Source organism: Gemmata obscuriglobus (assembly GCF_008065095.1).
GTDB classification, from domain to species: domain Bacteria; phylum Planctomycetota; class Planctomycetia; order Gemmatales; family Gemmataceae; genus Gemmata; species Gemmata obscuriglobus.
Map to the genome: position 1 here is coordinate 7,208,655 of NZ_CP042911.1, position 24,194 is coordinate 7,232,848.

20 protein-coding genes and 1 pseudogene are annotated in these 24,194 nt (G+C 67.3%); 10 read left to right on the top strand and 11 right to left on the bottom strand.

What is annotated here, in order from left to right:
• Positions 1-48 precede the first annotated feature (48 nt).
• On the top strand, positions 49-201 hold the full coding sequence (locus GobsT_RS38270) for a hypothetical protein (RefSeq protein ID WP_010042172.1): 153 nt from the start codon (positions 49-51) through the stop codon (positions 199-201).
• A gap of 80 nt (positions 202-281) precedes the next feature.
• Here GobsT_RS38270 and GobsT_RS29735 read toward each other — a convergent pair whose 3' ends face one another.
• From GobsT_RS29735 to GobsT_RS29745, 3 genes are all read right to left on the bottom strand, one after another.
• A complete protein-coding gene (locus GobsT_RS29735; protein WP_033198586.1) occupies positions 282-1,220 on the bottom strand; it encodes a DUF1559 family PulG-like putative transporter in 939 nt (312 codons plus the stop codon).
• A gap of 2 nt (positions 1,221-1,222) precedes the next feature.
• Positions 1,223-2,122 carry a hypothetical protein gene (locus GobsT_RS29740; RefSeq protein WP_148087914.1) on the bottom strand — a complete coding sequence of 300 codons (900 nt, stop codon included), beginning with the start codon at positions 2,120-2,122 and terminating at the stop codon, positions 1,223-1,225.
• Between the two features lie 946 nt (positions 2,123-3,068).
• A complete protein-coding gene (locus GobsT_RS29745; RefSeq protein WP_029601177.1) occupies positions 3,069-4,865 on the bottom strand; it encodes an adenylate/guanylate cyclase domain-containing protein in 1,797 nt (598 codons plus the stop codon).
• A 217-nt stretch (positions 4,866-5,082) separates the two neighbouring features.
• Between GobsT_RS29745 and lptD the strand changes: the two genes are divergently transcribed.
• The 3 genes from lptD to GobsT_RS29760 all read left to right on the top strand — a co-directional run bounded on the left by lptD (position 5,083) and on the right by GobsT_RS29760 (position 9,256).
• On the top strand, positions 5,083-7,848 hold the full coding sequence (gene lptD, locus GobsT_RS29750) for an LPS assembly protein LptD (protein WP_033199415.1): 2,766 nt from the start codon (positions 5,083-5,085) through the stop codon (positions 7,846-7,848).
• A 115-nt stretch (positions 7,849-7,963) separates the two neighbouring features.
• A complete protein-coding gene (locus tag GobsT_RS29755; RefSeq protein WP_010047017.1) occupies positions 7,964-8,386 on the top strand; it encodes a diacylglycerol kinase in 423 nt (140 codons plus the stop codon).
• A gap of 117 nt (positions 8,387-8,503) precedes the next feature.
• Entirely contained in the window at positions 8,504-9,256 is a 753-nt protein-coding gene (locus tag GobsT_RS29760; RefSeq protein ID WP_010047016.1) for a succinate dehydrogenase/fumarate reductase iron-sulfur subunit, read from the top strand.
• A gap of 6 nt (positions 9,257-9,262) precedes the next feature.
• Here GobsT_RS29760 and GobsT_RS29765 read toward each other — a convergent pair whose 3' ends face one another.
• Positions 9,263-9,601 carry a hypothetical protein gene (locus GobsT_RS29765; protein ID WP_148087915.1) on the bottom strand — a complete coding sequence of 113 codons (339 nt, stop codon included), beginning with the start codon at positions 9,599-9,601 and terminating at the stop codon, positions 9,263-9,265.
• Between GobsT_RS29765 and GobsT_RS29770 the strand changes: the two genes are divergently transcribed.
• A complete protein-coding gene (locus GobsT_RS29770) occupies positions 9,600-10,748 on the top strand; it encodes a hypothetical protein (RefSeq protein WP_010047013.1) in 1,149 nt (382 codons plus the stop codon). The genes GobsT_RS29765 and GobsT_RS29770 overlap by 2 nt on opposite strands.
• A 7-nt stretch (positions 10,749-10,755) precedes the next feature.
• On the opposite strand, the gene GobsT_RS29775 is transcribed toward GobsT_RS29770, so the two are convergent.
• Entirely contained in the window at positions 10,756-11,871 is a 1,116-nt protein-coding gene (locus GobsT_RS29775) for a TIGR02996 domain-containing protein (protein ID WP_010047012.1), read from the bottom strand.
• Positions 11,872-11,950: 79 nt separating this feature from the next.
• A complete protein-coding gene (locus GobsT_RS29780; protein ID WP_010047010.1) occupies positions 11,951-12,991 on the bottom strand; it encodes an aldo/keto reductase in 1,041 nt (346 codons plus the stop codon).
• A 177-nt stretch (positions 12,992-13,168) separates the two neighbouring features.
• Here GobsT_RS29780 and GobsT_RS29785 point away from each other — a divergent pair, with 177 nt between their 5' ends.
• From GobsT_RS29785 to GobsT_RS29800, 3 genes and pseudogenes are all read left to right on the top strand, one after another.
• Positions 13,169-14,278, top strand: coding sequence for a hypothetical protein (locus GobsT_RS29785; protein ID WP_010047008.1), 1,110 nt, complete (start codon positions 13,169-13,171; stop codon positions 14,276-14,278).
• A 26-nt stretch (positions 14,279-14,304) separates the two neighbouring features.
• A pseudogene (locus tag GobsT_RS40055) lies at positions 14,305-15,162 on the top strand (DUF1559 family PulG-like putative transporter).
• 6 nt (positions 15,163-15,168) lie between these two features.
• Positions 15,169-15,498 carry a tRNA-binding protein gene (locus GobsT_RS29800; RefSeq protein WP_010047000.1) on the top strand — a complete coding sequence of 110 codons (330 nt, stop codon included), beginning with the start codon at positions 15,169-15,171 and terminating at the stop codon, positions 15,496-15,498.
• A gap of 86 nt (positions 15,499-15,584) precedes the next feature.
• On the opposite strand, the gene holA is transcribed toward GobsT_RS29800, so the two are convergent.
• Both holA and GobsT_RS29810 read right to left on the bottom strand, forming a co-directional pair.
• Positions 15,585-16,604, bottom strand: a complete 1,020-nt coding sequence (gene holA / locus GobsT_RS29805; protein WP_010050771.1) for a DNA polymerase III subunit delta — start codon at positions 16,602-16,604, stop codon at positions 15,585-15,587.
• A 139-nt stretch (positions 16,605-16,743) separates the two neighbouring features.
• Complete coding sequence (locus tag GobsT_RS29810; RefSeq protein ID WP_010050768.1) at positions 16,744-18,411, bottom strand: S10 family peptidase; 1,668 nt, start codon at positions 18,409-18,411, stop codon at positions 16,744-16,746.
• Positions 18,412-18,725: 314 nt separating this feature from the next.
• Between GobsT_RS29810 and GobsT_RS29815 the strand changes: the two genes are divergently transcribed.
• Entirely contained in the window at positions 18,726-18,911 is a 186-nt protein-coding gene (locus GobsT_RS29815; RefSeq protein ID WP_010050766.1) for a hypothetical protein, read from the top strand.
• Between the two features lie 1,397 nt (positions 18,912-20,308).
• On the opposite strand, the gene GobsT_RS29820 is transcribed toward GobsT_RS29815, so the two are convergent.
• From GobsT_RS29820 to GobsT_RS29830, 3 genes are all read right to left on the bottom strand, one after another.
• Entirely contained in the window at positions 20,309-20,755 is a 447-nt protein-coding gene (locus tag GobsT_RS29820) for a hypothetical protein (protein ID WP_109570777.1), read from the bottom strand.
• A gap of 154 nt (positions 20,756-20,909) precedes the next feature.
• Entirely contained in the window at positions 20,910-22,784 is a 1,875-nt protein-coding gene (locus GobsT_RS29825; protein WP_010048234.1) for a hypothetical protein, read from the bottom strand.
• The gene (locus tag GobsT_RS29830) at positions 22,784-23,143 is read right to left on the bottom strand and encodes a hypothetical protein (protein WP_010048232.1); all 360 of its coding nucleotides are present in this window, start codon (positions 23,141-23,143) and stop codon (positions 22,784-22,786) included. Before GobsT_RS29830 ends, GobsT_RS29825 begins: the two co-directional genes overlap by 1 nt.
• Before the next feature lie 137 nt (positions 23,144-23,280).
• Here GobsT_RS29830 and GobsT_RS29835 point away from each other — a divergent pair, with 137 nt between their 5' ends.
• A complete protein-coding gene (locus GobsT_RS29835; protein ID WP_010048231.1) occupies positions 23,281-24,189 on the top strand; it encodes a DMT family transporter in 909 nt (302 codons plus the stop codon).
• Positions 24,190-24,194 lie beyond the last annotated feature (5 nt).

The window sequence follows — 24,194 nt, forward strand, 5'->3', positions numbered from 1 at the left end:
CGCATGCGCGGGAACCGGGGCGGGGCGATCTCGAAGTTCTTGTAGCAGTTGGCCGACGGCGACCCCGTTGCGCTCGGGTTCGTCGGCGTGATCCTGTTCATCGCGGTCGCTCTGGGGTTGTTCGTGCTGAAGGTGCGCCGCGACCTCCGCCGAGACGACGAGGCGCAGGCCCGCAAGTACGGGCGCAAGTCGCCCCGGTGAAGCGGGCGGCTCACTTCGGGTCCAGTTTTCGGGACCCACTATCAACTTCGGCGCGCCGCATTCGCCCGTTGTCGATCGCGTCAATCGAGCGAAGCCACCTCGCCCCCGGCGCGGGTCGCCAGAGCGGGCAGTACCTCATTTGCCGAGTACGTAAGGAACCGCACGCTGCCGTCCGCGAACGCGAAGTTGGCGCCGCCCGTGTGCAGGGACCAGAACTGGAACAGCGCGCAGTCCGGCTGGGTGTTCAGCTCAGGTTGACGGTACGGGAACGGGCCGGGACCGCATCTCACCTCCGGTGCCCCTCGCTTGAACGGGTTGAGGTCCGCCACTCCGATCACCGAGTCCAGTGTTCCGAAGCCGCCAACACCCCAGCCGACGTACAGCCACCCGTGCAGGAGGCTCGTCGGCGGGGGGCGCTCCCCGAACGCCAGCGTATTGGACGTCCCATCCGTGATGCCAACCCAGGTCACACCGCCCTCGGCCACAATCACCCCGTCACGCTGCTTTGACAATTTACCCGCGTTCCCGAGGTACGAATTGAGCGCGATCCGCTGGGTCATTTGGACGGGGCGCGGGCGCGCCAGGCTGTACCGGAAAGTCACTTCCCAGGGAACCGCGACGCGCGTGTCAGCCGGACAGATAAACGGCTTCAGTGGCTGGTGCAAACCCCGGTGCGGGGATGGCAGGAACGGGTCTTCGGATCGCCCAAAATCCTCTTGCGCCTGGCGCCGGTTCGCCTCCAATTCGAGGTACGGGGCGATGAGCAGGGGCCACTGCAGGTGCGGCTCCGATACCCCCACCGCCCGCTTCTGAAACGCAGGTGGCAACGTCCCCGTGGTCGCTTCGTAATTGTGCGTAGCGATTACCACCTGACGCATGCTGGACTGACACGAGAGGCGTGCCGCGGCGGTCCGAACTTTCTGCGCTGCCGGCAACAGCAGCGCGACGAGCAATCCGCAGATGCTGACCGCCACGAGCAGTTCGAACAAGCCGTATCCGTTTCGGCGAAGCGGCCCCACGGTCACGCCCTCCACCGCCGGTAAATCAGCGCGCTGACGATCGATACGGCCGCAATCACGCCGGCCACAACACCCACAACCAGCGATGTGTTATGAGGAGTCGGATAAGCGGCGACGGGGGGTGAGGGCTGAGGGGCGGCATCAATCGGTCGAGCCTGCGCGGCCTGCTCCTCGGCGAGCGTCCGCCGGCTCAAGGACGGGTCGGCGCGGCCATCCCGCCATACTGGCCAGTCCGCCGGGTCGGTGTTCGGATACGCGATCGGCTGCCCCTCGTTCAACCCGAGGCCGGCGAGAGTAAAGACGGAAGGCGCGACCGGAGTGTCAAAATCCGCATGCTGGAGGGTAATGGTCTCCTCATACTGGAGAACCCCAGCATGCCGCGCAACATGTTTGACCCGTTCAGGGTACAAGTGCTTTCCGGCACCTTCAAGCCAGCGAACCTCGGTCATGAGTTGAACGGCCTTGTCCCCGGTTCCGTTGTGCGATTCGAACCAGACCGGGTTGCACCGCGACTTTGAACCGAACCAAATGGCGCTGCACCCTTTTTCTCTCTCGATCTCGGTGACTAAACACGCTTCACCACCACGGTCCTGTTCGGAAGTCTTCAACAACGGGTTCGCCATCCGCTCGCGGTAGGACTGCGCAAAGGGGACGCGGTTGTAAGTCGAAAGCGGACCGTTGCAGAGGCCCAAGAACCGCCAGTCGATGTCGGTAACGAAGTAGTCCGTTGGCTGGCCGCTCGAATTTCGGAATTCGACGAGGTGGGTCCGGCCCGGTGGCGCGGGAAGGATCGTCGTGACGAGCGTGTAGTTCTGCCGCTCGCAGTTCTGACAGGTCACATGACGACCGCGTTGCGTCGCATCGGCCCCGACGCGATCAGATTCACGGTCGTACACATCCACCCGCAGTTTGTCTGCACTTCTCCAAATGGCAGCCGTGTACGCCCACCTTCGACTACCCTCCGGAGCACCGGGCCGGAAAGATTCAAACCGGTAGCGAATTTGGTAACTGTCTCGCATTTCTAACTTGCGAGCAACCATCCGATTTACATCGGAGGGCTTCGGGGTATCGTTTAAACTAACTGTTGCGAGCAAGAATAGATGAGCGATAGGAATCAATTGTTTTCTCCGTGCGACCCAATTAAGTTCGCAACTTCGCCGGGCGCGAACACGGTCAAAATTCTTCAGATGGGACGGCTGGTGCGGCGAGTCGCTTCAAACAATCGTCTGGGGCGACACCCGTTTTCTTTACCTTCCGTATTCGACACTCGGATTCGGTGGGGAGCACACTTTTATCATGTTCCCGCTCGGCGACGCGTAGTCGATTGCAAACAGAGGCGGGAAATGGAACGCTCAGGTTCCAGGAATCGTCTAAATCCCGATCGCATCGCACTTTCGCAAAACGACACTTCGAAAAATAGAATTAACTCGATTGAGGCAGGGGAGAGGTTGCGAAAGACTACTTGCGCGGGGCCGCACCGTCAACCCCACTCGGAGACGTTCTGCACGTCATTGACCAACGGGATGGGCATGATCGTCAACCACTTACGCAGTCGCCGCACCAACGCCGAGGGGTTCAAGCATGGGCTCCGGACCATCCTCTGGCGCACTAAATGCCCGATCCGGTTACCGGTGCCTGTTTTGGTTCTGTCTTTGTGGCACAGACATTCCTGTCTGTGCGGTCTTCTCGCGCCGCACAGACAGGAATGTCTGTGCCACAAGAGGAACAGTCACTACCACCCGGACCGTGCATAAAGAATGTTGAACTTCAACAACTTCCGACTCCGCGTCTTGAGCAGTTTCGAACGGACAAAAGGACAACGCCCCCCAAGAATCGCGGAGGCCGGCGTCAGCCCCGCGCCGCGAGCGGGACGACGCCGTCCCAGCCGGGCGGCGGGGTGCGGTTGTTCTTCAGAATGAACTCGGTCAGCACGTCCTTCCCGCGGTCGTCCGGCGGGACCCGGTGGAGCCGCTTGTACGCGGCCGCCCAGTCGCCCGCCAGAAACGCGTTCAGGGCTTCGCCGTAGGCCGCGAGGTCCTCGTCGGAGAGCCCGCCCTCGGGTTGCCCGTCGGGCGGGACCGGCGGCAGCAGTTCGGACACCACCAGCGGCGTCTCCATGCCGGGCGGGCGCACCTTCACCAGTTGCCGCGTGCGGCCGGCGTCGCGGGGGAGCCGCTCGCGGACCACCTCCGCCGTCGGCTCGTCGATCAGGATCGGCACCCGCAGCAGCTTGGTCATGTCCTGGAGCCGCGACGCGAGGTTCACCACCGGCCCGAACACGGTCACCTTCGCCTGCTCCGGGGTGCCGATCCCGCCCGCCACGGCCCGCCCGCTCGCGAGCCCGATCCCGACCCGGAACCCGTGCAGCGGGTGCGCCGGGTCGCGCGCCACCGTCTCGAACGCGGCCCGGATGCCGAGCGCCGCCCGGCACGCGTCCTCGACTTTCAACGGCTGTTCCAGCGGCCAGCCCCAGAACCCGAGGGCCGCGTCGCCCAGGAAGTCCGCGACGGCGCCGCGGTGGTTCAGGATGTTCCGGGTCATCAGCCCCAGTGCGGCGCTCACCCGGTTCAACAGGTCGAGCAGGTTGTCGGCCTCCTCCGCCCGCCGCGAGAAGCCGCGCAGGTCGCAGAACAGCACGGTCACGTCGGCCTCGCGCGGCTCCAGCGCGCGGGCCGGGTCGCCCCCCGACAGCACGCCCAGCACCCCGGGCGAGAAGAACCGGCGGAACACCCCCTGCCGCTCGCGCAGCACCTGCACCTGGCGGAGCGAACCCAGGATGTCGGCCACCAGCTCCGCGAACTTCACGTCGTCGCGCAGCTCGTTCGACTCCCACGGCGCCAGCAGCGTCGCCGCCGCGGCCCCGTTGAACCGCCCGGCGACGTACAGCGCCCACCCCGGGCACGCGTCGCACGCGACGGGCGTGCAGAACGCCCAGTCGAACCGCTCTTGCAGCGTGAACGAGTGGGCGGGCGCGGCGCCCGGTTCCGCCCCCCACACGTGGAGCACGGTCTGTTTCTGCTCCGCGACCGCGGCGGCGACGAGCCGGCGGCTCGGCTCGAAGTCGCCCGCGCCGGACAGCCGGCGGTCCCGGTGGAGCACGGCGGGCCGGTCGGCCCCCGGCGCCAGCGCCACCACCGCGACCGCGTCCGCGCGGCGGACGCCCGCCAGCAGCATGTCGCCGAGCTTGTGGAACAGGTCCGCGTCGTCGGAGGCGCTGGCGATTATGTCGGGGAGCCGGCTGAGCACGTCGAGCCGGTGCGGGGCGTCCCGGAACGCGAGCCGGTCCAGCTCGTGGTGCCCGATCGTCCGCATGTCGAGCAGCGGGCGATCGGGCTCGGGCGGGGTGGCGTCCTCGCCGGCGGCGAGGGTGAACGAGGTGCGGCCGATGACGAACGACCCGCCCGCCGGCACCTCGAACGCGTCGGCCGGGCGCCCGGCGTGGAAGATCGGGTTGGCCGCCTCCGCGAGCTTGCGCACCTTCAGCTTCCCGCCGCGGGCGGTCAGCTCGGCGTGCCGCCGGGCGAGGAACGGCTCCCACGGCACGGACCAACCGGCCGCGTCCCGCCCGAGAACGACGGGCACGTCGTGCGGCAGCTCGCGGCGCCAGGCGTCGCCCGGGGTGGGGCCTTGTGCAACGAGCAACATGGGTGCGGACCGGCGAGGGTGTCGGAACCGGGCGGGGCGTTCCTCAAAGTGTACCGCACGGCGGCCCCGGCGCAACCCGACCGGCGCGCCGGAACCGGCCCGAAGCTCCGCAAATTGCTCAAGTACCGAAAGCGCGCGGCCCCACGACGGCTTCCGACACTCCGCCTTGATTCGCCCGGCGGGGCGCTTATAGTCCGCGACCTTCAGCAGAAACATTGTGGTCGGAAAGTGGGGGCGCCGCGTGGGGAGCGGGCGGTCGATAACGTGGGCCGGGCTGACCGTCGCGGCGGTGCTCGCGGGCGGCGTGCCGCTTGCGGCACAACCGCTGCCGGGGGCACGCCCCACCGCGCGGTTCCCGGATGAACCGCACAGCGGGTTCTCACTCCCGACTGACAACCTCATGAGCGCGCCGCAACCGGTGCGCCCACAAACGGTCTACCAAGCGCCCGCCCGCGAGCCCGGCGGCATCCCGTATGAACCCGACTTCACGCTCCCCAACGGGGCCGTCATCCCGACGCCCAAGAGCAAGAACGTCGTCGTCGATTACATCCGCCGGTACGGCACCCCGCTCACCGAGGAAAAAGCCGACCTGCCGGACGGCACCGAACGGGTGCTCATCACCGGCGGGGTGATCGTCAACCTGTCGAGCGCCGACGGCAAGCAGAAGACCGAGTTCGCCACCGACGAGGCGGTGATCTGGCTGAAGCGGGACAAGAAGGGCGACGCCGTCAACGGGTTCACCACCAGCGAGAAGGATAAGATCGAGTTCTACCTGTCCGGGAACGTCATCATCCGCATGGTCCGCGGCGGGGACAAACCGATCACGCAGACGCTCCGGGCCGAACAGGTGTACTACGACGCGTCCGAGAACCGGGCCGTCGCCCTGCGGGCGGACCTCGAAATGACCGTTCCGAACATCCCGGACGCGTTCCACCTGCGGGGCCAGGAGGTGCGGCGGCTGGACCTGGAGAACTGGCAGGTGCTCGGCGGGTCGGTGAACGCGAGCAAACTGCCCAGCGATCCGGGCTTGCGGCTGGACTCACAAGAGTTCACGCTCAGCGAGCGCAAGCTCGTGCGCCAGAACATCTTCGGCATCCCGTTCCGCGACCTGAGCACCGGCGAGCCCGTTACGACCACCGAGCAAATGGTCACCGGTAAGAACGTGGTGACGCGGCTCGCCGGGGTGCCCGTGTTCTACCTGCCGCGCACCCGGTTCGACGCGAGCGACCCGCTCGGCCCGCTCACCGGTTTCAGTTTCAGTCAGAACCGGCAGTACGGGTCGTCGTTCTACTCCAGCTTCGACGTGTACGAGTTGCTCGCGCTGCGCGCGCCGGCGAACCACACGTGGCGGCTCAACCTCGACTACCTGAGCAAGCGCGGCCCGGCCTTCGGCACCGACTACATCTACCGGATCCCGACCTCGGAACTCGGCGAGCCCCCGGTCGGCAACGGCATGATCAAGCTGTACGGGATCGACGACGACGGGTTCGACCTGCTCGGCGGGTACCGCGGGCTCGAACCGGACCCGCGCGGGTTCCGCGGCCGGGCGCTGTGGCGGCACCAGCAGGAGGTGACCGACCGGCTCTACTTCCAGGGGCAGTTCGCGTACCTGAGCGACAAGAACTTCCTCGAACAGTTCTACAAACAGGAGCACGACCGCGGCCCGAACCAGGAGACGTTCGGGTACCTCACCTGGCAGAACCGCAACTACGGTGTGAGCGGGCTGGTCCAGGAGCGGATGGGGCGCGACTGGATCACCTCGACCAACTGGCTGCCCCGCGTGGACGGGCACCTGCTCGGGCAAACGTTCCTCGACGACCTGTTCGTGTACAGCGCGCGGGCCAACGCCGGGTACGCGCAACTGCGAACCGCGGAGCAATCGCCGTACCCGGTGCTGACCACCGACCGGCGCGTGGACACGGGCCGGTTCGACCTGTCGCAAGAGCTGAGCGCCCCGCTGTCGCTCGGGCCGGTAAAGCTGGACCCGTACGCGATGCTCGACCTCACCGAGTACACCAGCGACCTGACGGGGAACGAGATCGGGCGCGTGTACGGCGGCGGCGGGGCCCGGGCCAGCGTCCCGTTCTCGCGCCTCTACGGCGACGTGAGCAGCGAGCTGCTGAACCTGCGGGGCCTGTACCACAAGGCGATCTTCGGGTTCAACTACCGCTACGCGCGGTCGAACGAGCCGTACAACCGGTTCCCGCAACTGGACCGCCTCAACGACGACGCGGTGGACCAGTCGTACCGCAACCTCCGCCCGTTCCAGACCATGTTCCTTCCGGGACCGAACGGGCTCCTGCTCCAGACCTCGCCCGTGTTCGATCCGCAGTTGTACGCGATCCGGCGGCTGGTGGACAACCGCGTGGACACCCGGGACGACATCAACGTGCTGCAAATGGACCTGCGGCAGCGGCTCCAGACGAAGCGCGGGTACCCGGGGATGGAGCACACGGTCGACTTCCTGACGCTCGACGTGTCCGCGTCGTACTTCCCGGACGCCAACCGGGACAACTTCGGGAACCCGTTCGCGTTCCTGGAGTACGGCACCGTGTGGAACGTCGGGGACCGCACGTCGATCGTGTCGAACGGGTGGTTCGAGCCGTACGAGGGCGGCAGCCGGTACTGGAACGTGGGGGCGTACCTGGACCGCACCGACCGCACCAACGTGTACCTCGGGTACCGGCAGACGGACCCGATCAACAGCAAGGCGGTCACGCTCTCGATGGGGTACCAGTTGAGTTCGCGGTACTACGTGAACGTCGGGGCCAGCTACGACTTCGGGCTCCAGCAGTCGCTCTCGAACTCGCTCACGATGACCCGCACCGGCAGCGACCTGACGACCACCATCGGGTTCACCTACAACGCGTTCGTGAACAACTTCGGGTTCCAGTTCCTGATCGTGCCGAACCTGGCCGCGGCGCTCGGCGGGCGGTTCGCAGGCACCCCGGTCAACGGCCAGCAGTTCAGCAACCGGCGGTAACGGATGCGCGGCCCGCGGGCCGCGCGCCCGGCCCAATTGGCACGCACCCACATTGTGCCGCCCGGCGCCGGGCCGGAAGCTGGTACACGGGACCCGAAGCCGAACCGGAGGGGTTATGCGCGCGGACCGGTGGTACGCGGTCGAGGAGGAGCCGCCCGCGGCGAAGAAGCCGCGGCAGTGGCGTGACAAGTTCCGCGAGGCGGTCCGCGGGGTCAAGTGCGGGGCCCGCGGGCAGTCCAGCTTTTCCGTTCACTTCTTCTGTGCGGTGGTCGCGCTGACCGCCGCGGCGGTACTCGAGTGCGACCACTGGGAGTGGTGCCTGATCATCGGGTGCATCGGGCTCGTCACCACCGCGGAACTCATCAACAGCTCGATCGAGCTGCTGTTCCAAGGCCTGGAGCAGGAGGTCCGCGACCGCGTGTGCCCGTGCCTCGAGACCGCCGCCGGGGCGGTCCTGGTCGCCACGCTGACGGCGCTCGCCGTCGGGGGGATCATCTTCGGCCGCAAGCTGCTGCTGGTGTTCCACGTCATCGCTTGAGGGCCGAACCGGGCGCCCGAGTTAGCGCCGCGGCCCGGCTGCGGTTACCCGGTACGCGAGACGCGGCGCCCCGAACCGCGTAAAATGGGGCGCACAACCTTCCCGGGACCACCGCAAATGAAGCTCACGCTCCACGTCTGGCGCCAGAAGTCGCGCACCGCGAACGGGCAGATGGTCAAGTACCCGCTCGACGGCATCAGCCCGGACATGTCGTTCCTCGAAATGCTGGACACGCTCAACGAGCAGCTCATCCGCAAGGGCGAGGAGCCGGTCGCGTTCGACCACGACTGCCGCGAGGGCATCTGCGGCAGCTGCGCGATGATGATCAACGGGCTGGCGCACGGCCCGGAGCGGGCCACCACGACCTGCCAGTTGCACATGCGGAGCTTCGCCGACGGGGCCGAGATCTACCTCGAGCCGTGGCGCGCCGGCCCGTTCCCGGTGGTGAAGGACCTGGTGTGCGACCGGTCCGCGTTCGACCGGATCATCCAGAGCGGCGGGTTCGTGAGCGTCAACACCGGCGGCGCCCCGGACGGGAACTGCCTGCCGATCGCGAAGGTGGACCAGGACCGCGCGATGGACGCGGCGGAGTGCATCGGGTGCGGGGCGTGCGTGGCGGCGTGCCCCAACGCCAGCGCGATGCTCTTCCTCTCGGCGAAGGTGAGCCACCTGGCACAACTGCCCCAGGGCCAGCCGGAGCGGAAGGAGCGGGTGCGGGGGATGGTGGCCCAGCACGACCGCGAGGGGTTCGGGCACTGCACCAACATCAACGAGTGCGAGGCCGCCTGCCCGAAGGAGATCTCGGTGACGCACATCGCGCAGCTCAACCGCGACTTCATCACCAGCACCGTTAGCGCCACGGTGAAGTAAAGTCCGTTAGCCCCGCACCCGCTCGGTCCCGAACCGCTCGGTCAGCGCGGCAACCGCGCCCGTGCCGAACCGGTTCAGATCGAGCCGGCGTATCGTAACGTTGTTCGAGTACCGTGATCGGGCCAGCGTGGTGGCGCCGCGGTCACGGGTCTCGTCGTGGGGGTGCCCCAAATCGCATCGAGCAGCCCTTTCTTCACGCGCCACGTTCGCAATGGCGCGATCCGCCAGCGTTACAGACAACGACAGTCTTGCATCCGTCGCTGGCGCGCGGAATACTGGTTCGGTGCTTTGACCGCGCGAGTGTTCGCCCGCGGAGCCAAAGTCGCTCGCTTTGAGGTCCGCCATGCGCCGATTCGCGCCGACACTCGCGCTCGTCCTGCTGATTCCGGTCGCGGGCTGCGGGCAACAGTCCTTTCGACCGTTCACCCCACCGGAAGGCGGGTACACGGTCCTCATGCCCGGCTCGCCGAGCCGCTCCGAGCGCGACGAGAACGGGCTGCGAATGACGGTTTACGAGGCCGGGAGGCGGAACGAGAGCTACGCCGTCGCGTCGGCCGCCGTCCCGCCCGGCGGGGTGGACCTGGACGGCGCCGTCTCGGGCCTGGCGGGCACCGTCGGCGCCAGCGGCACCCGATCACAGGGCCAGAGCAACAACGGCGACGGGTGGCGCGAGTTCGAGATCGAAACCAACGGCGGGCGCTGGTTCTACTCGGGCCGGGTGCTCGCAACCCAGGGGCGGTTCTACACCGTCCTGGCGGCCGGAGCCGACGCCCGGCTATCGAACACGCGGGTGAAAACGTTCGTTGAGTCGTTCCGGTTGACCAGCGGCGCCACACCCGGCCCCGGAAATGGGAGCCCGGCGCCCGCACAACCGATGACGCTCCCAATGACCCCGCCACCGCCCTTCGGCGCCCCCGCGCCGCCCTTCGGCGGCCCCGCACTCGGCCGCCCGAGCGACCTGCCCCCGCCTCCGCCCCCGCCGGCCGCGTCGCTGCCCAACCCGGCCGTCACCCCGTTCCGCCCGACGCCGCCGGCCGAGAAGATCGTGGGGCACCCGGCCGACCCGACGTTCCGCGACGAAGCCCCGGCCGGCGGGTGGCTCGTCGGGTTCGACGTGTGGTACAGCAAATTTGTCAACAACGACATCATCGGTGCGATCCGGCCGATTTACTGGGTCAACAACGCGTACGCGCTCGGGCAGGTTCACGGCACCCCGACCCAGTCGGGAACGCGGTTAGTGGCCAAACCCGGGTACGTGGTCGGAGCGGTGAACGTCCGGGCCGCGATCGCCATCGACGCCATTACCGTCACCTTCATGAAGGCAAACGGCGAGTGGCTCGACAAGAGCGACTCGTACACCAGCGAGCGATTGGGAGGCGCGGGCGGTTGGCCCACGGACATCAGCGGCAACGGCGCCCCGGTGACGGGCATCGTCGGCCGGAAGAGCGCCAACGTGAGCGGGCTCGGCCTCACGTACCGTGCTGCGAAGTGAGCGTGCGTCAAACGCGGAACCGCGACATGTGCCCGAACCGGGCCTGCAGTTCCGCGTTCACCTCGGCGTACCGGCCGCCTGGGTTCTGAGCGAGTTCGAGGCGCCGGAGCCCGGTCAGGTGAGGCGACCGGGCGAGCGCCCGGAGCCCGTCCGGACCGATGTTGTTCCTGAACACACTCAGTACCCGAAGACCACTCGCGGCCGGGCTGTTCGCCAGCGCCACGGCACCCTCGTCGCCCACCTCGCAACCCGTCAGCCACAGTTCGCGGAGAGATGGCAGCAGCGGTGAGCGGCACAGTTCCGTTAGCTCGGCATCACCGACGTGCGCACCCGACAGTTCCAGCTCACGGAGGTTATCCAGGTGCGGCGAGTGCCCCAGCGCGTGCAGCCCCACCGGGCCGGGGCGGGTGCTGTGGAGGTCGAGTCTCCGCACGTTCGCCAGCGCCCGGTGCCCGGCCATCACCTCATAAGCGGCCGTGTCAGCATCTTCTGCGGCTCCAGTTCTCGCCTCGGACGCGAACCGAAACGCGACCAAATGCCGGTTCGCCCATGTGTCGAGCACGCCCCGCACCTCGTCCGCGGTGAGCACCGCACGCGGATCGCAGATGAACGCGACTTCCGACGCGTTCCGCAACCGGTCGCACACGAGCAGCCGATCGAGCCACCCGTCCGGCAACGGCGGGCGCGGAGCGAACAGGTCCTGAAACACTGCCCCGGGCCATTCCAGAAAAGCGTTGTAGTCTCGGGCCCGCAGGTTGTAATGGTACCGGGCCAGCGGCGCCAGTTTGAGTTGCCGGACCGTCAGTTTCGTAAGCGTCTCGAAGCTCAAGCCCGATACATTGAGCTGCAGGAACCCGCGATGAAACTGAGACTTGACCCACTTCTTCGGCACCTTCGCCCGCCATTCCGCCTCGTGTTTGACCAGCAACTCGTCTTCACGCTTCACGAGGGCCGGGTAGGGCTCGTCCCAACGGTTCAGTCGCGCCGCCCCGATCTGCACCCGGATGAATTCGGCACGAGCGGGTTGCTCGTGCTCATCGAGCCAGTCGGCATAAGCGAGCCGCACGGTATCGTCGTGCGGGTGCTCCCAGATCGCATCAAGCAATGCCTTCTCGTCGGACATGATGGCTCGTGCAACAGGCCGCACCGGCACCCCTTCCACCGGCGCGGCTCATCATACCCGATGGTGCGGATCAAGGGAATCACCCCATCCACTCGGGGTGCTTCGCGGTCCCGTCGAAGTCGGGTGTGGTTTTAAACCGCTCGTAGCGGCCCTTCGCCGCGGCCTCTTTTGTGCGCCCCAACAGGGCGGCCACCTGATCTTCAGTGAGCGGTTTGAAGCTCTTGACCACGTCGAGAGCCTGCTTCAACCGGTCCATCGTTTCCATGCCGGTGATGACCACGGAGGTCGGGAGCGTGAGCGCGTAGTTGAGGCACTCCACCGCGGTCGCCGCCTTGCTCTGGAGGACCAGCCCGTCGCCCATCGACTTCATGCCCAGCACGCCGATCTGCTCCTTCACCAGCCCCGGTAGCACGTCACGGGCGAAGCTGCGGAAGTGCGCGTCGAGCACGTTGAGCGGCATCTGCACCGCGTCGAACCGGAACCCGTTCTCTTTCGCCACCTCGAGCGTCCGCAAGTGCGCGAGCGGGTCCTTGTGCCCGGTGAACCCGACGAACCGGATCTTGCCCGCCTTCCGGGCCGCCTCGACGGCCTCTTGCGCCCCGCCCTCGCCGAACACGCGGTCCGCGTCCTCCATCCGGATCATCTCGTGGTGCTGCACGAGGTCGATGACGTCGGTGCGGAGCCGTAAGAGGCACTGGTCGATCTGCTTCGCGGCGGCCGCCTTCGTCCGGCCGTCGATTTTGGTCATCAGGAACGCCTTCTTGCGGTAGCCGTCCTGAAGCGCTTTGCCCATACGGAGTTCGCTGAGGCCGTCGTGATAGTCCCAGCAGTTGTCGAGGAAGTTCATGCCCGCGTCGAGCGCGGTGCGAATGATCTTGATCCCCTCGGCCTCGTCCGCCGGGCGGCCGATGTGGTGCCCGCCGACCCCGATACACGACACCTCGACTCCAGTGTTCCCAAGCTTCCGGTAGCGCATGTCGCCGCGCACGACTTCGTTGGCGGTGTCGAAGCGGAGCAGCGCCGGCCCCTTGTCGGGCTCTGCACCGGTTCCGCGCCCGGTGAGGAGCGGGGAAACGACCCCGGCGGTCGCGGCGGCGTGAATGAACTCGCGGCGTTGCATGGGACGGGTCTCGGGTGAGTGCGGCGAACGAACCAACCGCCATACGAGTGCAAATCCCGGACCGCTGTAGCGGCCCGCAAATTCACGCAAAATTCGTTTGGAACGACCCAGACGAACTGTTACAAGCTTGCTACGTCGCTTCTCACTTCTGTCTCCCCGTCTTGGTTGGGTTCTGGCGTGCCGACGTTCATCGCGATCTGTCCGTACTGCCGCGCCGGTGGCGTGCGCGCCCCCGCCGGGGCCGCCGGTGCCAGCGCCACCTGTCCGAAATGCCGCAGCAACTTCACGCTGGCGCCCGAGGAACACCTGCCGGGCTGGGCAAAAGCCGAGCCCGGCGCCGCGCCAGCAAAACCGCTGCCCCCGGCCGTTGAGGAAACCCGCTCGACCGCCGCGCTGCCGGACGTGACCGAGCCGTCACCGGTGATCCCGTCCGAACCGTACACGGCACCCGTACCGCGCCCGGCGGTAGTCGCCCCAGTTCCCGCGCGGCCCCCCGCTGACACGGCACTGGTGGTCGCCCTCGGGGCGATAATCCTCGTCGGCCCCGCGATGTTAGCCACCCAGTTGCCGTTCGGGCGCGCGATCGGCACCGGGATCGCCGCTCTCGGGTTGCTGGCCGGCCTGATGAGTTTCGGTGCCAATGGTAAGGCCCGGCTGGCAGCGAGCGCCGCGGTGCTGATGCACGCCGCCGTCGCCGCAATTTTGCTGCTCCTTCCGTCCTGGGTGGGGCTCGCGAGCGGCCCCGACGAGGACGGCCCAAAACCGCCGACCGGGCCGGTCGCGGTGAGCCACGCGACCGGCGAAGCAGAGCCGATCGCCCCGGGCCGGTGGCTCGACGCGAGCAAGGTGTCCTGGCAGTTCGGAGACGCGCGCGTGGTCGTCCGCGACGCGTCCGTCGGGCCGATCGAGTTGACCGGTCCGAACGGGGCGAAGCGGGCCACACGGGAACCGTACCTGCGCATCGCGCTGCGGGTACGCAACACCGGCACCGACCAGGCGCTGCCGCTCACGGGGTGGGCGGCCGGGCGGGGGGCGAGTGGCGTGCGCGTCCTGGACTCGACCGACCGACCGCTCGCCCCCGCCGCCTTCGACGCGGGCTGGGAACCGGACCGCGGCAAGCCGACCGAGCGTGTGCTGCCCGGTCACACGTCCGAGGTGGTGTTCGTGTTCGCTCCGCCCACCCGGCGGGCGGAGCTTGTTCGCGTACACCTGACCGGCGCGCCCGTTGGATCGCGAGACGATGTCTCGTTCCGCGTGTCGCTCACCGCCCGCCAGCCGCTGCCGTAACCGTTCGCCGAACAGGAGGTGCTTCGATGTCGAGACGAACCGCATTCACCCTGATCGAGTTGCTCGTGGTCATTGCGATCATCTCGGTCCTGATGGGGCTGCTGTTGCCCGCCGTCCAGAAGGTGCGCGAGGCCGCGGCGCGCACGTCGTGCGCCAACAACCTCAAGCAAATCGGGTTGGCGATGCACCTGTACGAAAGCGCTGCCGGGCACTTTCCGGTAAGCACGCTGGAGCGCGGCGGGGTGACGTGGGCCGTGCTGATCCTACCGCACCTCGAACAGGACAACCTGTACCGCACCTGGGATCTGTCGCGGAAGTACGCCCAGCAAGCGCCTGTGGCCCGCGAAACGGCGGTGCGCACGTATTTCTGCCCCTCGCGCCGGTCCGCGTCGAGTTCCCCGACCGTGAGCGTCGCGGGCAACGAATCGCCGAGTGACCCGTTGCAGCGGCACTACCCCGGCGCGCTGGGCGACTACGCGGTGGTCGTGGACAAGAGCGGCCACGACGCGGCCGAAGAGACCTGACCGAACATGACCGGACCGTTCCAGTTGGGAACGCCACAACGGGTCGCGGATTTCACCGACGGGCTGAGCCACGTCATTTTCGTGGGCGAAAAACAGGTTCACATCGACCGGCACGGGTACGGCGGGTTGGACTGCTCCATCTACGACGGCGAGTACCCCACCTGCTCCGGACGCGGGGTCAGCAACGGGCTGACGACCAACCCGCGAGACGCGGGCCTGAAGTTCGGGAGCCGACACACCGGAGTCGTACAATTCGGTTTCGGAGACGGGCGCGTACAGGCGCTGTCGGTCAACATCGACCGGTACACGTTCGAGTTGCTCGGCACCCGCGGACACGGGCAAGTGGTCCCGAATTACTAAAGGCCGATGGAACCGCTCGAAGCGTTCGGACTGGTCGATGTGCGGGTGGGGCGGATCGTCCGCGCAGAGCCCAACGCGGGCGCCCGCAAGCCCGCTTTCAAGCTGTGGATCGATTTCGGCCCGCTCGGGATCAAGCCGTCCAGCGCGCAACTGGTCGCGCTCTACACGCCCGATACGCTGGTCGGGCGGCTGGTGGTCGCGGCTGTGAACCTGGGCGTGCGAAAGGTGAACGGGTTCAACTCGGAGGTGCTGGTTCTGGGCGCGCCCGACGAGAGCGGGAACGTCGTACTCCTCGCACCGGACCGCGAAGTGCCTCTCGGCGGTCGTATGTTCTAAAAGCCGTATTCACCGCAGATGGCGAGGGAGGGCGCAGAGGATGGGACTTCTCTGTGCCCTCCCTCGCCATCTGCGGTGAATACGGCTTATTTCTTCACGTCTTCGCGCGGGCGGGCGAGCATCACGATGAGTCGTTCCACTTGCACCCGTTCGGGTAACGGGTTCCCGCCCTTGAGCCCGTAGTTGATCTCCACCAGCCAGTCCGGGAGTTTGAGCAACCGAGGGCCGCCGAGGTGCTTCAGTTGCTTCTCACAGTTCACCCGTGCCTTCTCCCACTTGGGCACGTTGGCGGCGTCCATCGCCGACCCCATCGGGAGTTTTTCCACGACCATCAGCCGCCCGACGGTCGCGAGCTTCCGCAGTTGCGCGGTGAGCGGGCCGATCACGGCCATCGGGTCTTCGCCCTCCGCGAACAGCTCTTGAAGGATGCTGAGCGCCTGCGCCGGCTTGCCATCCCCGATCGCGTCCATGATGCGGAACACGTCCGCGGCCTTGCTTCGCCCGACCAGCGTGTCCACGTCGTCGGCCGAGATGACAGGCTTCGCGCCGACCGCGTTCGCGAGTTTGCCGAGTTCTTGATCGAGCAAACCCATTGAAGTGCCGACCCGCTCGACGAGCAATTCGGCGGCCTCGGTCGCGAGCTTCTTCTTGTGCGCGGTTTTGGCCCACTCCACACACCAAGCGCCGATCTTGTACTCCGGCGGCGCCTTGCAGACGATCTTGGCCCCGTCGGGCAGCGCTTTGGCGAGCTTCGTGTTTTCGGGAAACGTCTTCACGTCGAGCACCAGCACTCCGACGGCACTGGGCTTCGCGGCGTAGGCTTCGAGCGCCTGACGGTTCTCGGTGACGAACTTGTCGGCCGCGTCCACGATCAGCACGCGACACGGGGCCAGAAACGGAAGCGTTTCCAGTTCGTTACGGGCGGTGGAGAAGTCGAGCCGATCCCCGCCGGACGCACTGACCGCGAACGAGGGGTCTTCGTCACCGATGGCGATCGAGATGATGCGCTCGCGGGCGTGGCGCTTGAGAAAGTCCTCGTCACCGACGAGCGCGTACACCGGGTGTCGTTTCGCGTCCTTCGCCGAGAGAAATTGCAGTGCGTCCATGTCCCCGCCTTACACGCCGTGTTCCTCCTGTATTGATCCACAAGTGCCCACGCGCGCCAATGTCAATCGCGTGGGTCGTGCGGAATAAGGGGTGCCACCGGCTTCCAGAAAAGGATAAGGCGACCGCCTCGACACACCTTTAGGGCTTCGGTGCGGGCTCCGCGGCGGGAACGGTGACGAACTTCCGTAAGTCTTCCCGCAACTTCTTGCGGGACGGCTCGTGCGTGTACATCATGTGCCCGGCGTCGTAGTAAGCCATGGTCACCCGGTCCAGCAAGGCGCGCGGCCCGAGGTGGGAGAAGGTGTACTCGGTGGCCGCGAACGGGGTGGCCAGGTCACAGTACCCGTTGGCCACGAACACCCGCAATCCCTTGTCCTTCTCCATCGCCGCCCGCAGCCGGGGTGCGACGTTGGAATACTGGTTCGTGCCCGCCGGCCCGTAGTTCCACGGTTGCACCGGAGCACTCAACACATAGGCCGTATCAGTCTTGTACCCGAGCCCGTCCGGCAGGTACTGCCGCATCGCGTTGGTGAACAGCGGGGAGAGCAGGGCCGCCGACGGGTCGCCGCCGCCCACACGTTCGCCGCGCGGACCGCCCGGTCCGCCGCCGGGGCCGCTCGCGGGCGGAGAACCACCACTCGCGGTCCCCGGCGCAGGCGCGGCGGCCCCTCGGCCACCAGTTTTCGCCGACACACGGGAGTCGTACCGCCCGACCAGGGTTTGCTGGTCCCGCAGCAGTTCGCCGCGGAACCGGGTCGCCTCTATCCGCAGGTCGGACCGCAGCACGAACTCCTCCGACAGGCCGGTCAGCATGGCCACCTGCTTGGCCGCCGCCTGCCGCTCGTAATCGCTCAGCAGGTTGCCCTTGTGCAGCGCTTCCAGATAAGGGCCGGCGGCGTACTTCTGCGCCTCTTTGAGCGCCGTCGGCAGGTCGGTCGCCCACTTCTTGTCCAACTTCCCGTGGTGGAACGCGGTGGCCGTGTACGTGGGCAGGAACAGGGCATATGGCAGGTCGTTACCGGTTCCGAACCGGATCGTCTGGAAATCGAGTACGGTCGAAATGAGAACGATTCCGGTCAGCTTCACCCCGCCCTTGTTCTGGAGGTAGGCGGCCAGCGACGCCGCCCGGGTGGTGCCGTAGCTCTCGCCCGCCACGTACACCGGCGACTCCTTCCGGTCGAACTTGGCCACGTAGTCCCGGATGAAGTCCCCGACCGACTGGGTGTCCTCCTCCAGCCCGTGGAACAGCTTGGCGTCGGCCGAGGTCTCGGCCCGGCTCAGACCGGTGCTGACCGGGTCGATGAACACCAGGTCGGTCACGTCCAGCATCGAGCAATCGTTGTCGACCAGTTCGACCGGGCTGGGCGCGGTCAGCCCGTCGTTGTTGATGAGCACGCGGCGGGGGCCGAAGAAGCCGAGGTGTACGTAAGACGACGCCGACCCCGGCCCGCCGTTGAAGCAGAACGTGAGCGGGCGCGTCGCCGCGGCCTCTCCGGACTTGCGAACGTACGCCATGAAAAAGATGTTCGCCTTCGCCTTACCCGTTTTGTCTGTCACCGACAGTGCACCGGTGGTCGCCTTGTATTCGACCTTCTGCCCGGCGATGATGACCGCGCCGTCGGTAACCACGGTCGGCGGACCCTTCTTTTCGTCCTTGGGTACCGCCTTTTCATCCTTGGGCGCTTTCTTATCGTCTCCGGCCTGGACTTTCTGGTCCTTTGCTGGTGGCGGCGTCTGCGCGGACGACGACGTAAGTCCCGCGGTAATCAGGAAAACGGCTAACAGCACATACCGAAGCGTGGCCATGTGGCACCTGGCATTTGCAAAGGGGCTTGTGGGGGAGGTTGCCACATTCTCAATGCCGACCCAGGCCCCGTCAATACGCCACAAACGGGATCGCCGCACCGCCCGCAGAGCCACCATACGGCGGGGGCGGCGCACATCCGTAGCGCCGCCCTCGCCGGTAACGCTCCCAGTCGCTTGGGTGCCAAATCCGACTCTCCAGCCTCGGGACACACTTATTAAACAAATGAACACCTAGCAGTAACCCTGCCCCCGAATACCTTTCGTGGTGCCGGATTCGTTTCTGCTCGCCCACGGGATCAGGAGCGCCCGACACAATGCGCCCTTGGGAATTCGTCGCGCTCTTCGGGGCGCTCCTGTTAGTGGCGTTCGCCTCGTTCGGGCCGATCCGGCGTGCCGCCCCTGGATCGGACGAGCGGAAAGCTCCGCTGTTGGTCGCGGCACTCTGTTGCATAGGAGCAGCCGGCGTCCTGATCGTGATGCTCGTCAAGTTCGTGTTCTAGGCACGCAAGTCGCGTGGCATTCTCCACTTCGTATCCCTACGACTTCGCCTTCCGAACGATAGCGCGTTCAGGGTTAACGCAGGAGCGACTGGTCCGGTTGCCCGCTCGTGAGCAACGACAGCAACCCGCCGAACGGTGCTGGCGGTCGCAGCAGAAGTCGAGAAGTTCGCGGGCGGTGAGGAGGCAGTTCTGATCGGTCGGGTGAAGGGCGGCCGCAAAGCGGATGTACTGCTGGATGTCCTTGTTGAGTTTGAAAACGCCGACTTGGTCCTAAAACACCGGCTTAAATGACGTAGCCCCGGGTACACCCGGGGCCACAGGCAGCGTGCGCTTGCACAACCTGAATGTCAGCGGCGCCAAGCTTCGTCCAAACTCTTGCCGCCCAGACACAGTACGAGCACCACAAGTACGAAGCACGTGATCAGAGCGACCATCGGATAGCTGAGCTCGATCATGCCGACCTCATCGGTCCGGGGAGAGGGCGAACGGTTTAGTGGGTACCGAGCGGTTCACAGTTTGTCGCAAGTGTTCCGTCCGTTCAAGAACACTGGCACTTGGTGATGAAGTTTCCGTGATTGGGATACCGAGCAATCGATACCACCAACACATAACTCGTCCGCGGAGCTGTCGGGGCTGAAGTGTAACACGACGACAGTCGATGCTATCTTCAGAACCACAGCGACGTTACCAACCTCGACTAGTCTAAAAACACTTTTCGTGCCAAATTCCCGCGGGCGAAACGTTTTCTCAGCTCAAGCGGTCGTTATTTGCTCGTGTGTTTCCTTTCTGGCCGCGCGGTCGTCCGTGAGCTGCTTTACACGGAACCAGTTCGCTGCTCGTGTCGTTGTGGGATGGGAAAGCGGCGTGCCTTGCACCGTTAAGGACGACCTCATTTCGGCACACGCGAGTTCGGAAATTGGCACAGGTATGGCGCACTGTTCGCCCGAAATGCCCCGACGGAAATTCCTCGCGCTCGGGCGTCTCTCTCGGGTCTGTTTCTGCGAGCTATCCGAACACCGACCGTATCGTCGGATGAGGAACCCGCGAGCGGGAATAACACGCACCTCATGGCACCATCCTTGATGGCCGAGCCGGTGTTTCGTGTGTCAGGACGTGGACCGAGTTGCGGCGTAACTCACCGTCTTATACCCGGCTCACGACCCCGTTGCAATCGCACTCACACAACATTCTGTTGTTTTAAATTTCGGTTCTGTGTTCCGTGTTGGGACCGGCGCGGCAAAAGCCCCGGCGAGTCGTGGGGGCTGTTTGTTCCGTGTTCCCTGACGTGAGAAGTGACCGAGGCTAATTAGGCAAACAACGACCGTAACGGTTGTGTCCCGGCGGCGCACGGTCGGTTAACCGTGCGCCGCCGGGACACAACCGTGATCTCACTGCACTCAGCGACCGAACGGGCCGCACCGCAGCTTACCGTGGAAGTGGCCGCGTGACACCGGACCGACCACCTCGCCCGTCGATTCGGGGTACACCATCGTGAACGCGCCGCTCTGGCGGGTGAGCCCGTCGGTCCCGCCTCGCAGCCACACGCCCGTGTCATAGGGGTAGTACCCGTACACCCCGACCACCAGCCCGCCGCTCTTGGCGAACGGGACCGCCGGTCCCGGGGGCGTCCCCGGCGGCACGAACACGTTCGGCGCCGGCGCCCCAACCGGAGGGGCCTCCAGCGTCGGGTTGACGCCGACCGGCGGCGCCGGCGGCGGGGGCGTACTCGGTGGATAAACGGGTGGCGGCTGAACGACGGTCGGCGCCGGGGTAGGCGCGGGTTGTGCGCCGGCCAAGTGGCCGAGCGCCGCGACCAGAACGGCCGCGAGTCCGAAGCGCTTCATGGTGCGTCCTCTCAGAGTGAAGCCCGACGCATCCAGTTTGACCACAAGACCGTACCCACGCGCGAACGATTTCCGATCCCGGAGCGGGCCGCGGGAACGCGTGCCGCGCGAGCCCGCACCACCGGCGCAATCGGCCGGCGGCGTAGTCGCGGCGTCACGTGGCGAACGGACGGGCGACCGCACCGACCGCGGGCAGGCACTCGGCCCCGCACGCGGCACACCGCGCGACGAACGGCTTCAGCAAGCGCGTCGGGATTGGCATCGTGCCGCTCAGGAACGCGGCCGGGAACTCCGCCAGCACCTCGGCGCGGAACAGTAACCACCCCTTCAGTTCGCGCACCAGACCTTCGGGCAGGGGTGAGCGAACGCGCAACGTGCGCTCCCCGAACACGAGTTCTCGGCGCCGCGACACCAGCCGCACGTCGGCGTCAGGGTCGGCGACGGTGAGCGGGCTCTCGCCCCGGCCGATCGATACCCCCCCGGCCAGCACGCGCACCGGCCCCAGTTCGTCTTCGGCCCCCCGCGGGTGGCACAACAAAACGAGCCCCGGGTCCGCCGCCAGTAGCCGGGTCGCGGTGCTCGGCGCGTCGGCCGCCAGCTCGAACACCGTTCGCGCTTTCCCCACCGCTTCCCACGGGCGCGCCGTCCGGTTGGCCCAGACGCCGTAGAGGATGGCGACGTGATTCGCCGAGAGCCGCGCGGCCCGCGCGAAGTGGGGGGCGGCATCGCAAAGGGCGAGCACCTCGCGCGGGGTACATTCGGCTTCGAACGCGGACGCCAGGAGCAGCGCCCGCAGGCGGGCGAGTTCGCCCGTGTGGCGCGGGGTGCGGAAGTACACCGCCAGAACGTGCTCGGCGAAATCGGCGGACCGCTCGCCCCGGAACACCGGCGCGATCAGATCCGCCAATCCGGCCGGATAGTCACGTCCGAAGCGGGCGCTGTCGCCCACACGTAGCGCGAGCGCGGTTGCGAGCAACTGCCCCTCGCCCCGGTTCGCGTTCGCCCGGGCCACCAGCGCGTTTAGCGGGTTCGCACGATCGAACGGGTCGCCGCGGCCCACGCTGGTGACGCAGAGTCGCGTGAGGAAGCGGGCGGCGTCGCGCCGGTCCGTGAGCTTCCGCGCCAGCGTCCGCCAGGCGGCGTTGAGAGCCAGATCGTCCGGCGCGCCTTTGGACCGGAAGAGGGCTCGGCCGAGCAGATAGGCGAGGGCGGACAGCACGAGAGCCCGCGCGACCGGTATCACCAGCGCGCCGGCCAGCATCACACCCGCGCCCAGCAGCGTCGCCCGCACCCGGGGGGGGGATAGGACCGGGGCGGTGGCGACGAAGCCGTCGCCGGCGAGCCGCCCGTTCGCGAGGGTGAGTTCCGGCGGCAGGTCGGGCACTTGAGGCGGGATGTCGCTGAAGCACCCCGGGCACAGACTCACCCCGCGCTCACGAGCGGCCGAGCACAGCGGCACGGTTTCTTCCGGCGTGGCCGTGCCGGCCGCCCACACGCCCGCCTGGCGCGCGCCGGTGCGGAACGCGGCCCGGTCGATGAGCGCCGGGTCGCCGGTGGCCGTGTGTTCGGCCCGGAGCACCTCTGCTATTTGCGCGTTCGAGTACACCTTCCCTTCGACCAGTTCGAGGCGGTGCTCGTGCCAGAGGTGCTTCGCCATCTCTGCGCGGGGGAGCTTGGTGTTGCACCGCGGGCACGTAAGCTTCACCTTGCGCTCGCGCCGCTCCACCAGCGCATCGAGGGCGCCGGAGCGCTCCGTGAGGTGCTGGAGGTGCCGGAGCCGGCGCAGCGCCCGCGCCGGCGGGACGCGACCGGTCAGGGCCCGGACCACGTTCCGGACCGCGCCGGGGTGGTCCGGCAGCGCGTCGATCGCGCGCGCCGCCGCGGCGTACCGCACGGCCAGCGGGATGCCGGGCTGGGCGAGTAGGGGAAGCATCCGGCGCACGAGCGGCGCGCGGGCGGCGGGCGCGGCCCCGCGCAACTGCACCACGAGGCGGGCCAGCGCCGCACGCGGGTCGGTCGGCACGGACATCAGCCGATCTCGTGAATGGGTTCGTCGCCGGTCGGTTTTTGCACCCGCGGACGTAACAGGAACGGCCCGGCGTCGTGGGGACCGAGGGACCACGTCCCCGAAATGCTCCCCTCGCCGTCGGGGCGGCCGACGTAGAGCACTTGATGCCGCCGGCGCCCGTCGGTCGTGACGTACTGCTTCACAAGCCGCACGGCGCCGGTCGTTTCATCGCAGGTGCCGGCGAACGTGAACGGCCCCACCACGTCGCGCCCCTCGCCGGTCACCGTACCGTCGGTAAAGTGCAGCGTGAACGGTGTCATCGCCTGGCGGCCCATGTGCCTCTGAACCCAGAACCCGTCCCAGCGGCCCGATGGGTACATCGGTCCCTCCCAAGGTGTGCCCCGCGAAGCTGTTGCACGGCGGATCGGCCCGCGGGCGCGGGGCGGGCGTCCTCGATTGTACTCCGGTGCCGCCCGCGTTGCCTACCCGGTGCGGCCCGGCGCTCTAAGGTTGCTGAATGAGTCAGTCCGACCCCCGGCCGTACCTGTGGATGCTGTGCGGCGCGTTCGCGTTCTCGGTGATGGCGGTGCTCGCCGAAGACCTGACCCGCACCCGCCCGGGCGGCGCCCCGCTGTGCGACTGGCAAACGATGGCCGTGTTCCGCGCCGCCCTGGTCGCGCTGTTCGCGGCGGCGCTCGCGAAACACGCCGGGGCCAAGCTGGTGTGGTTCCGGCCGGGGCGGCTGTGGGTGCGGAGCGTCGCGGGCAGTTGCAGCATGGTCGGCACGTTCTACGCCTTCGGGAACCTGCCAGCGAACGACGTGGTCACGCTCACCAACACGTTCCCGTTGTGGGTGGCGCTCATTTCCTGGCCGCTGTACGGCGAGGCGCCGGGCGGGCGGGTGATGATCGCGATCGCGGTCGGCATTACGGGCGTGGTCCTGGTCGAGCAGCCGCACCTTGAGGCCGGGAGGCTGGCGGTGTTCGCGGCGCTGGCGGCGGCGGTGTTTACCGCGGTCGCGATGCTCGGGCTGAACCGGCTCCGCGACATCGACCCGCGGTCCGTGGTCGTTCACTTTTCCGTCGTCGCGACGGTGTTTTGTGCCGGCGCGTTCTTCCTCACACCGCGCCAGCAGCCCGTGACGCGGGTACTGGAGTTCGGCGTAATGGCTCGCCTCATCGGGATGGGAGTCGCAGCCACCGCGGGACAGGTGTTCCTCACGCTCGCGTTCGGCCGCGGCGCGCCCGCGAAGGTGTCGGTGGTAGGGCTGACGCAGATCGTGTTCGTGATGGGGCTGTGCGCGTGGGCCTTCGGCCGCGGGGTGAACGAGATCGCGGCGGCGGGCACCGCGCTGGTGATCGCCCCGACCGCGTGGCTCCTCAGCCGCCCGCGGGCCGCAAAACCAAAAGAGGTGAAAAACACGTAACCCGC

What these genes read in the sequence shown, in the direction of transcription:
- GobsT_RS29745 (WP_029601177.1), bottom strand. Translation starts at nt 4,865, where the DNA reads ATGTTGCTCGTTGCACAAGGCCCCACCCCGGGCGACGCCTGGCGCCGC.
- GobsT_RS29755 (WP_010047017.1), top strand. Translation starts at nt 7,964, where the DNA reads ATGCGCGCGGACCGGTGGTACGCGGTCGAGGAGGAGCCGCCCGCGGCG.
- GobsT_RS29760 (WP_010047016.1), top strand. Translation starts at nt 8,504, where the DNA reads ATGAAGCTCACGCTCCACGTCTGGCGCCAGAAGTCGCGCACCGCGAAC.
- GobsT_RS29770 (WP_010047013.1), top strand. Translation starts at nt 9,600, where the DNA reads ATGCGCCGATTCGCGCCGACACTCGCGCTCGTCCTGCTGATTCCGGTC.
- GobsT_RS29765 (WP_148087915.1), bottom strand. Translation starts at nt 9,601, where the DNA reads ATGGCGGACCTCAAAGCGAGCGACTTTGGCTCCGCGGGCGAACACTCG.
- GobsT_RS29775 (WP_010047012.1), bottom strand. Translation starts at nt 11,871, where the DNA reads ATGTCCGACGAGAAGGCATTGCTTGATGCGATCTGGGAGCACCCGCAC.
- GobsT_RS29780 (WP_010047010.1), bottom strand. Translation starts at nt 12,991, where the DNA reads ATGCAACGCCGCGAGTTCATTCACGCCGCCGCGACCGCCGGGGTCGTT.
- GobsT_RS29800 (WP_010047000.1), top strand. Translation starts at nt 15,169, where the DNA reads ATGGAACCGCTCGAAGCGTTCGGACTGGTCGATGTGCGGGTGGGGCGG.
- holA (WP_010050771.1), bottom strand. Translation starts at nt 16,604, where the DNA reads ATGGACGCACTGCAATTTCTCTCGGCGAAGGACGCGAAACGACACCCG.
- GobsT_RS29810 (WP_010050768.1), bottom strand. Translation starts at nt 18,411, where the DNA reads ATGGCCACGCTTCGGTATGTGCTGTTAGCCGTTTTCCTGATTACCGCG.
- GobsT_RS29815 (WP_010050766.1), top strand. Translation starts at nt 18,726, where the DNA reads ATGCGCCCTTGGGAATTCGTCGCGCTCTTCGGGGCGCTCCTGTTAGTG.
- GobsT_RS29820 (WP_109570777.1), bottom strand. Translation starts at nt 20,755, where the DNA reads ATGAAGCGCTTCGGACTCGCGGCCGTTCTGGTCGCGGCGCTCGGCCAC.
- GobsT_RS29825 (WP_010048234.1), bottom strand. Translation starts at nt 22,784, where the DNA reads ATGTCCGTGCCGACCGACCCGCGTGCGGCGCTGGCCCGCCTCGTGGTG.
- GobsT_RS29830 (WP_010048232.1), bottom strand. Translation starts at nt 23,143, where the DNA reads ATGTACCCATCGGGCCGCTGGGACGGGTTCTGGGTTCAGAGGCACATG.
- GobsT_RS29835 (WP_010048231.1), top strand. Translation starts at nt 23,281, where the DNA reads ATGAGTCAGTCCGACCCCCGGCCGTACCTGTGGATGCTGTGCGGCGCG.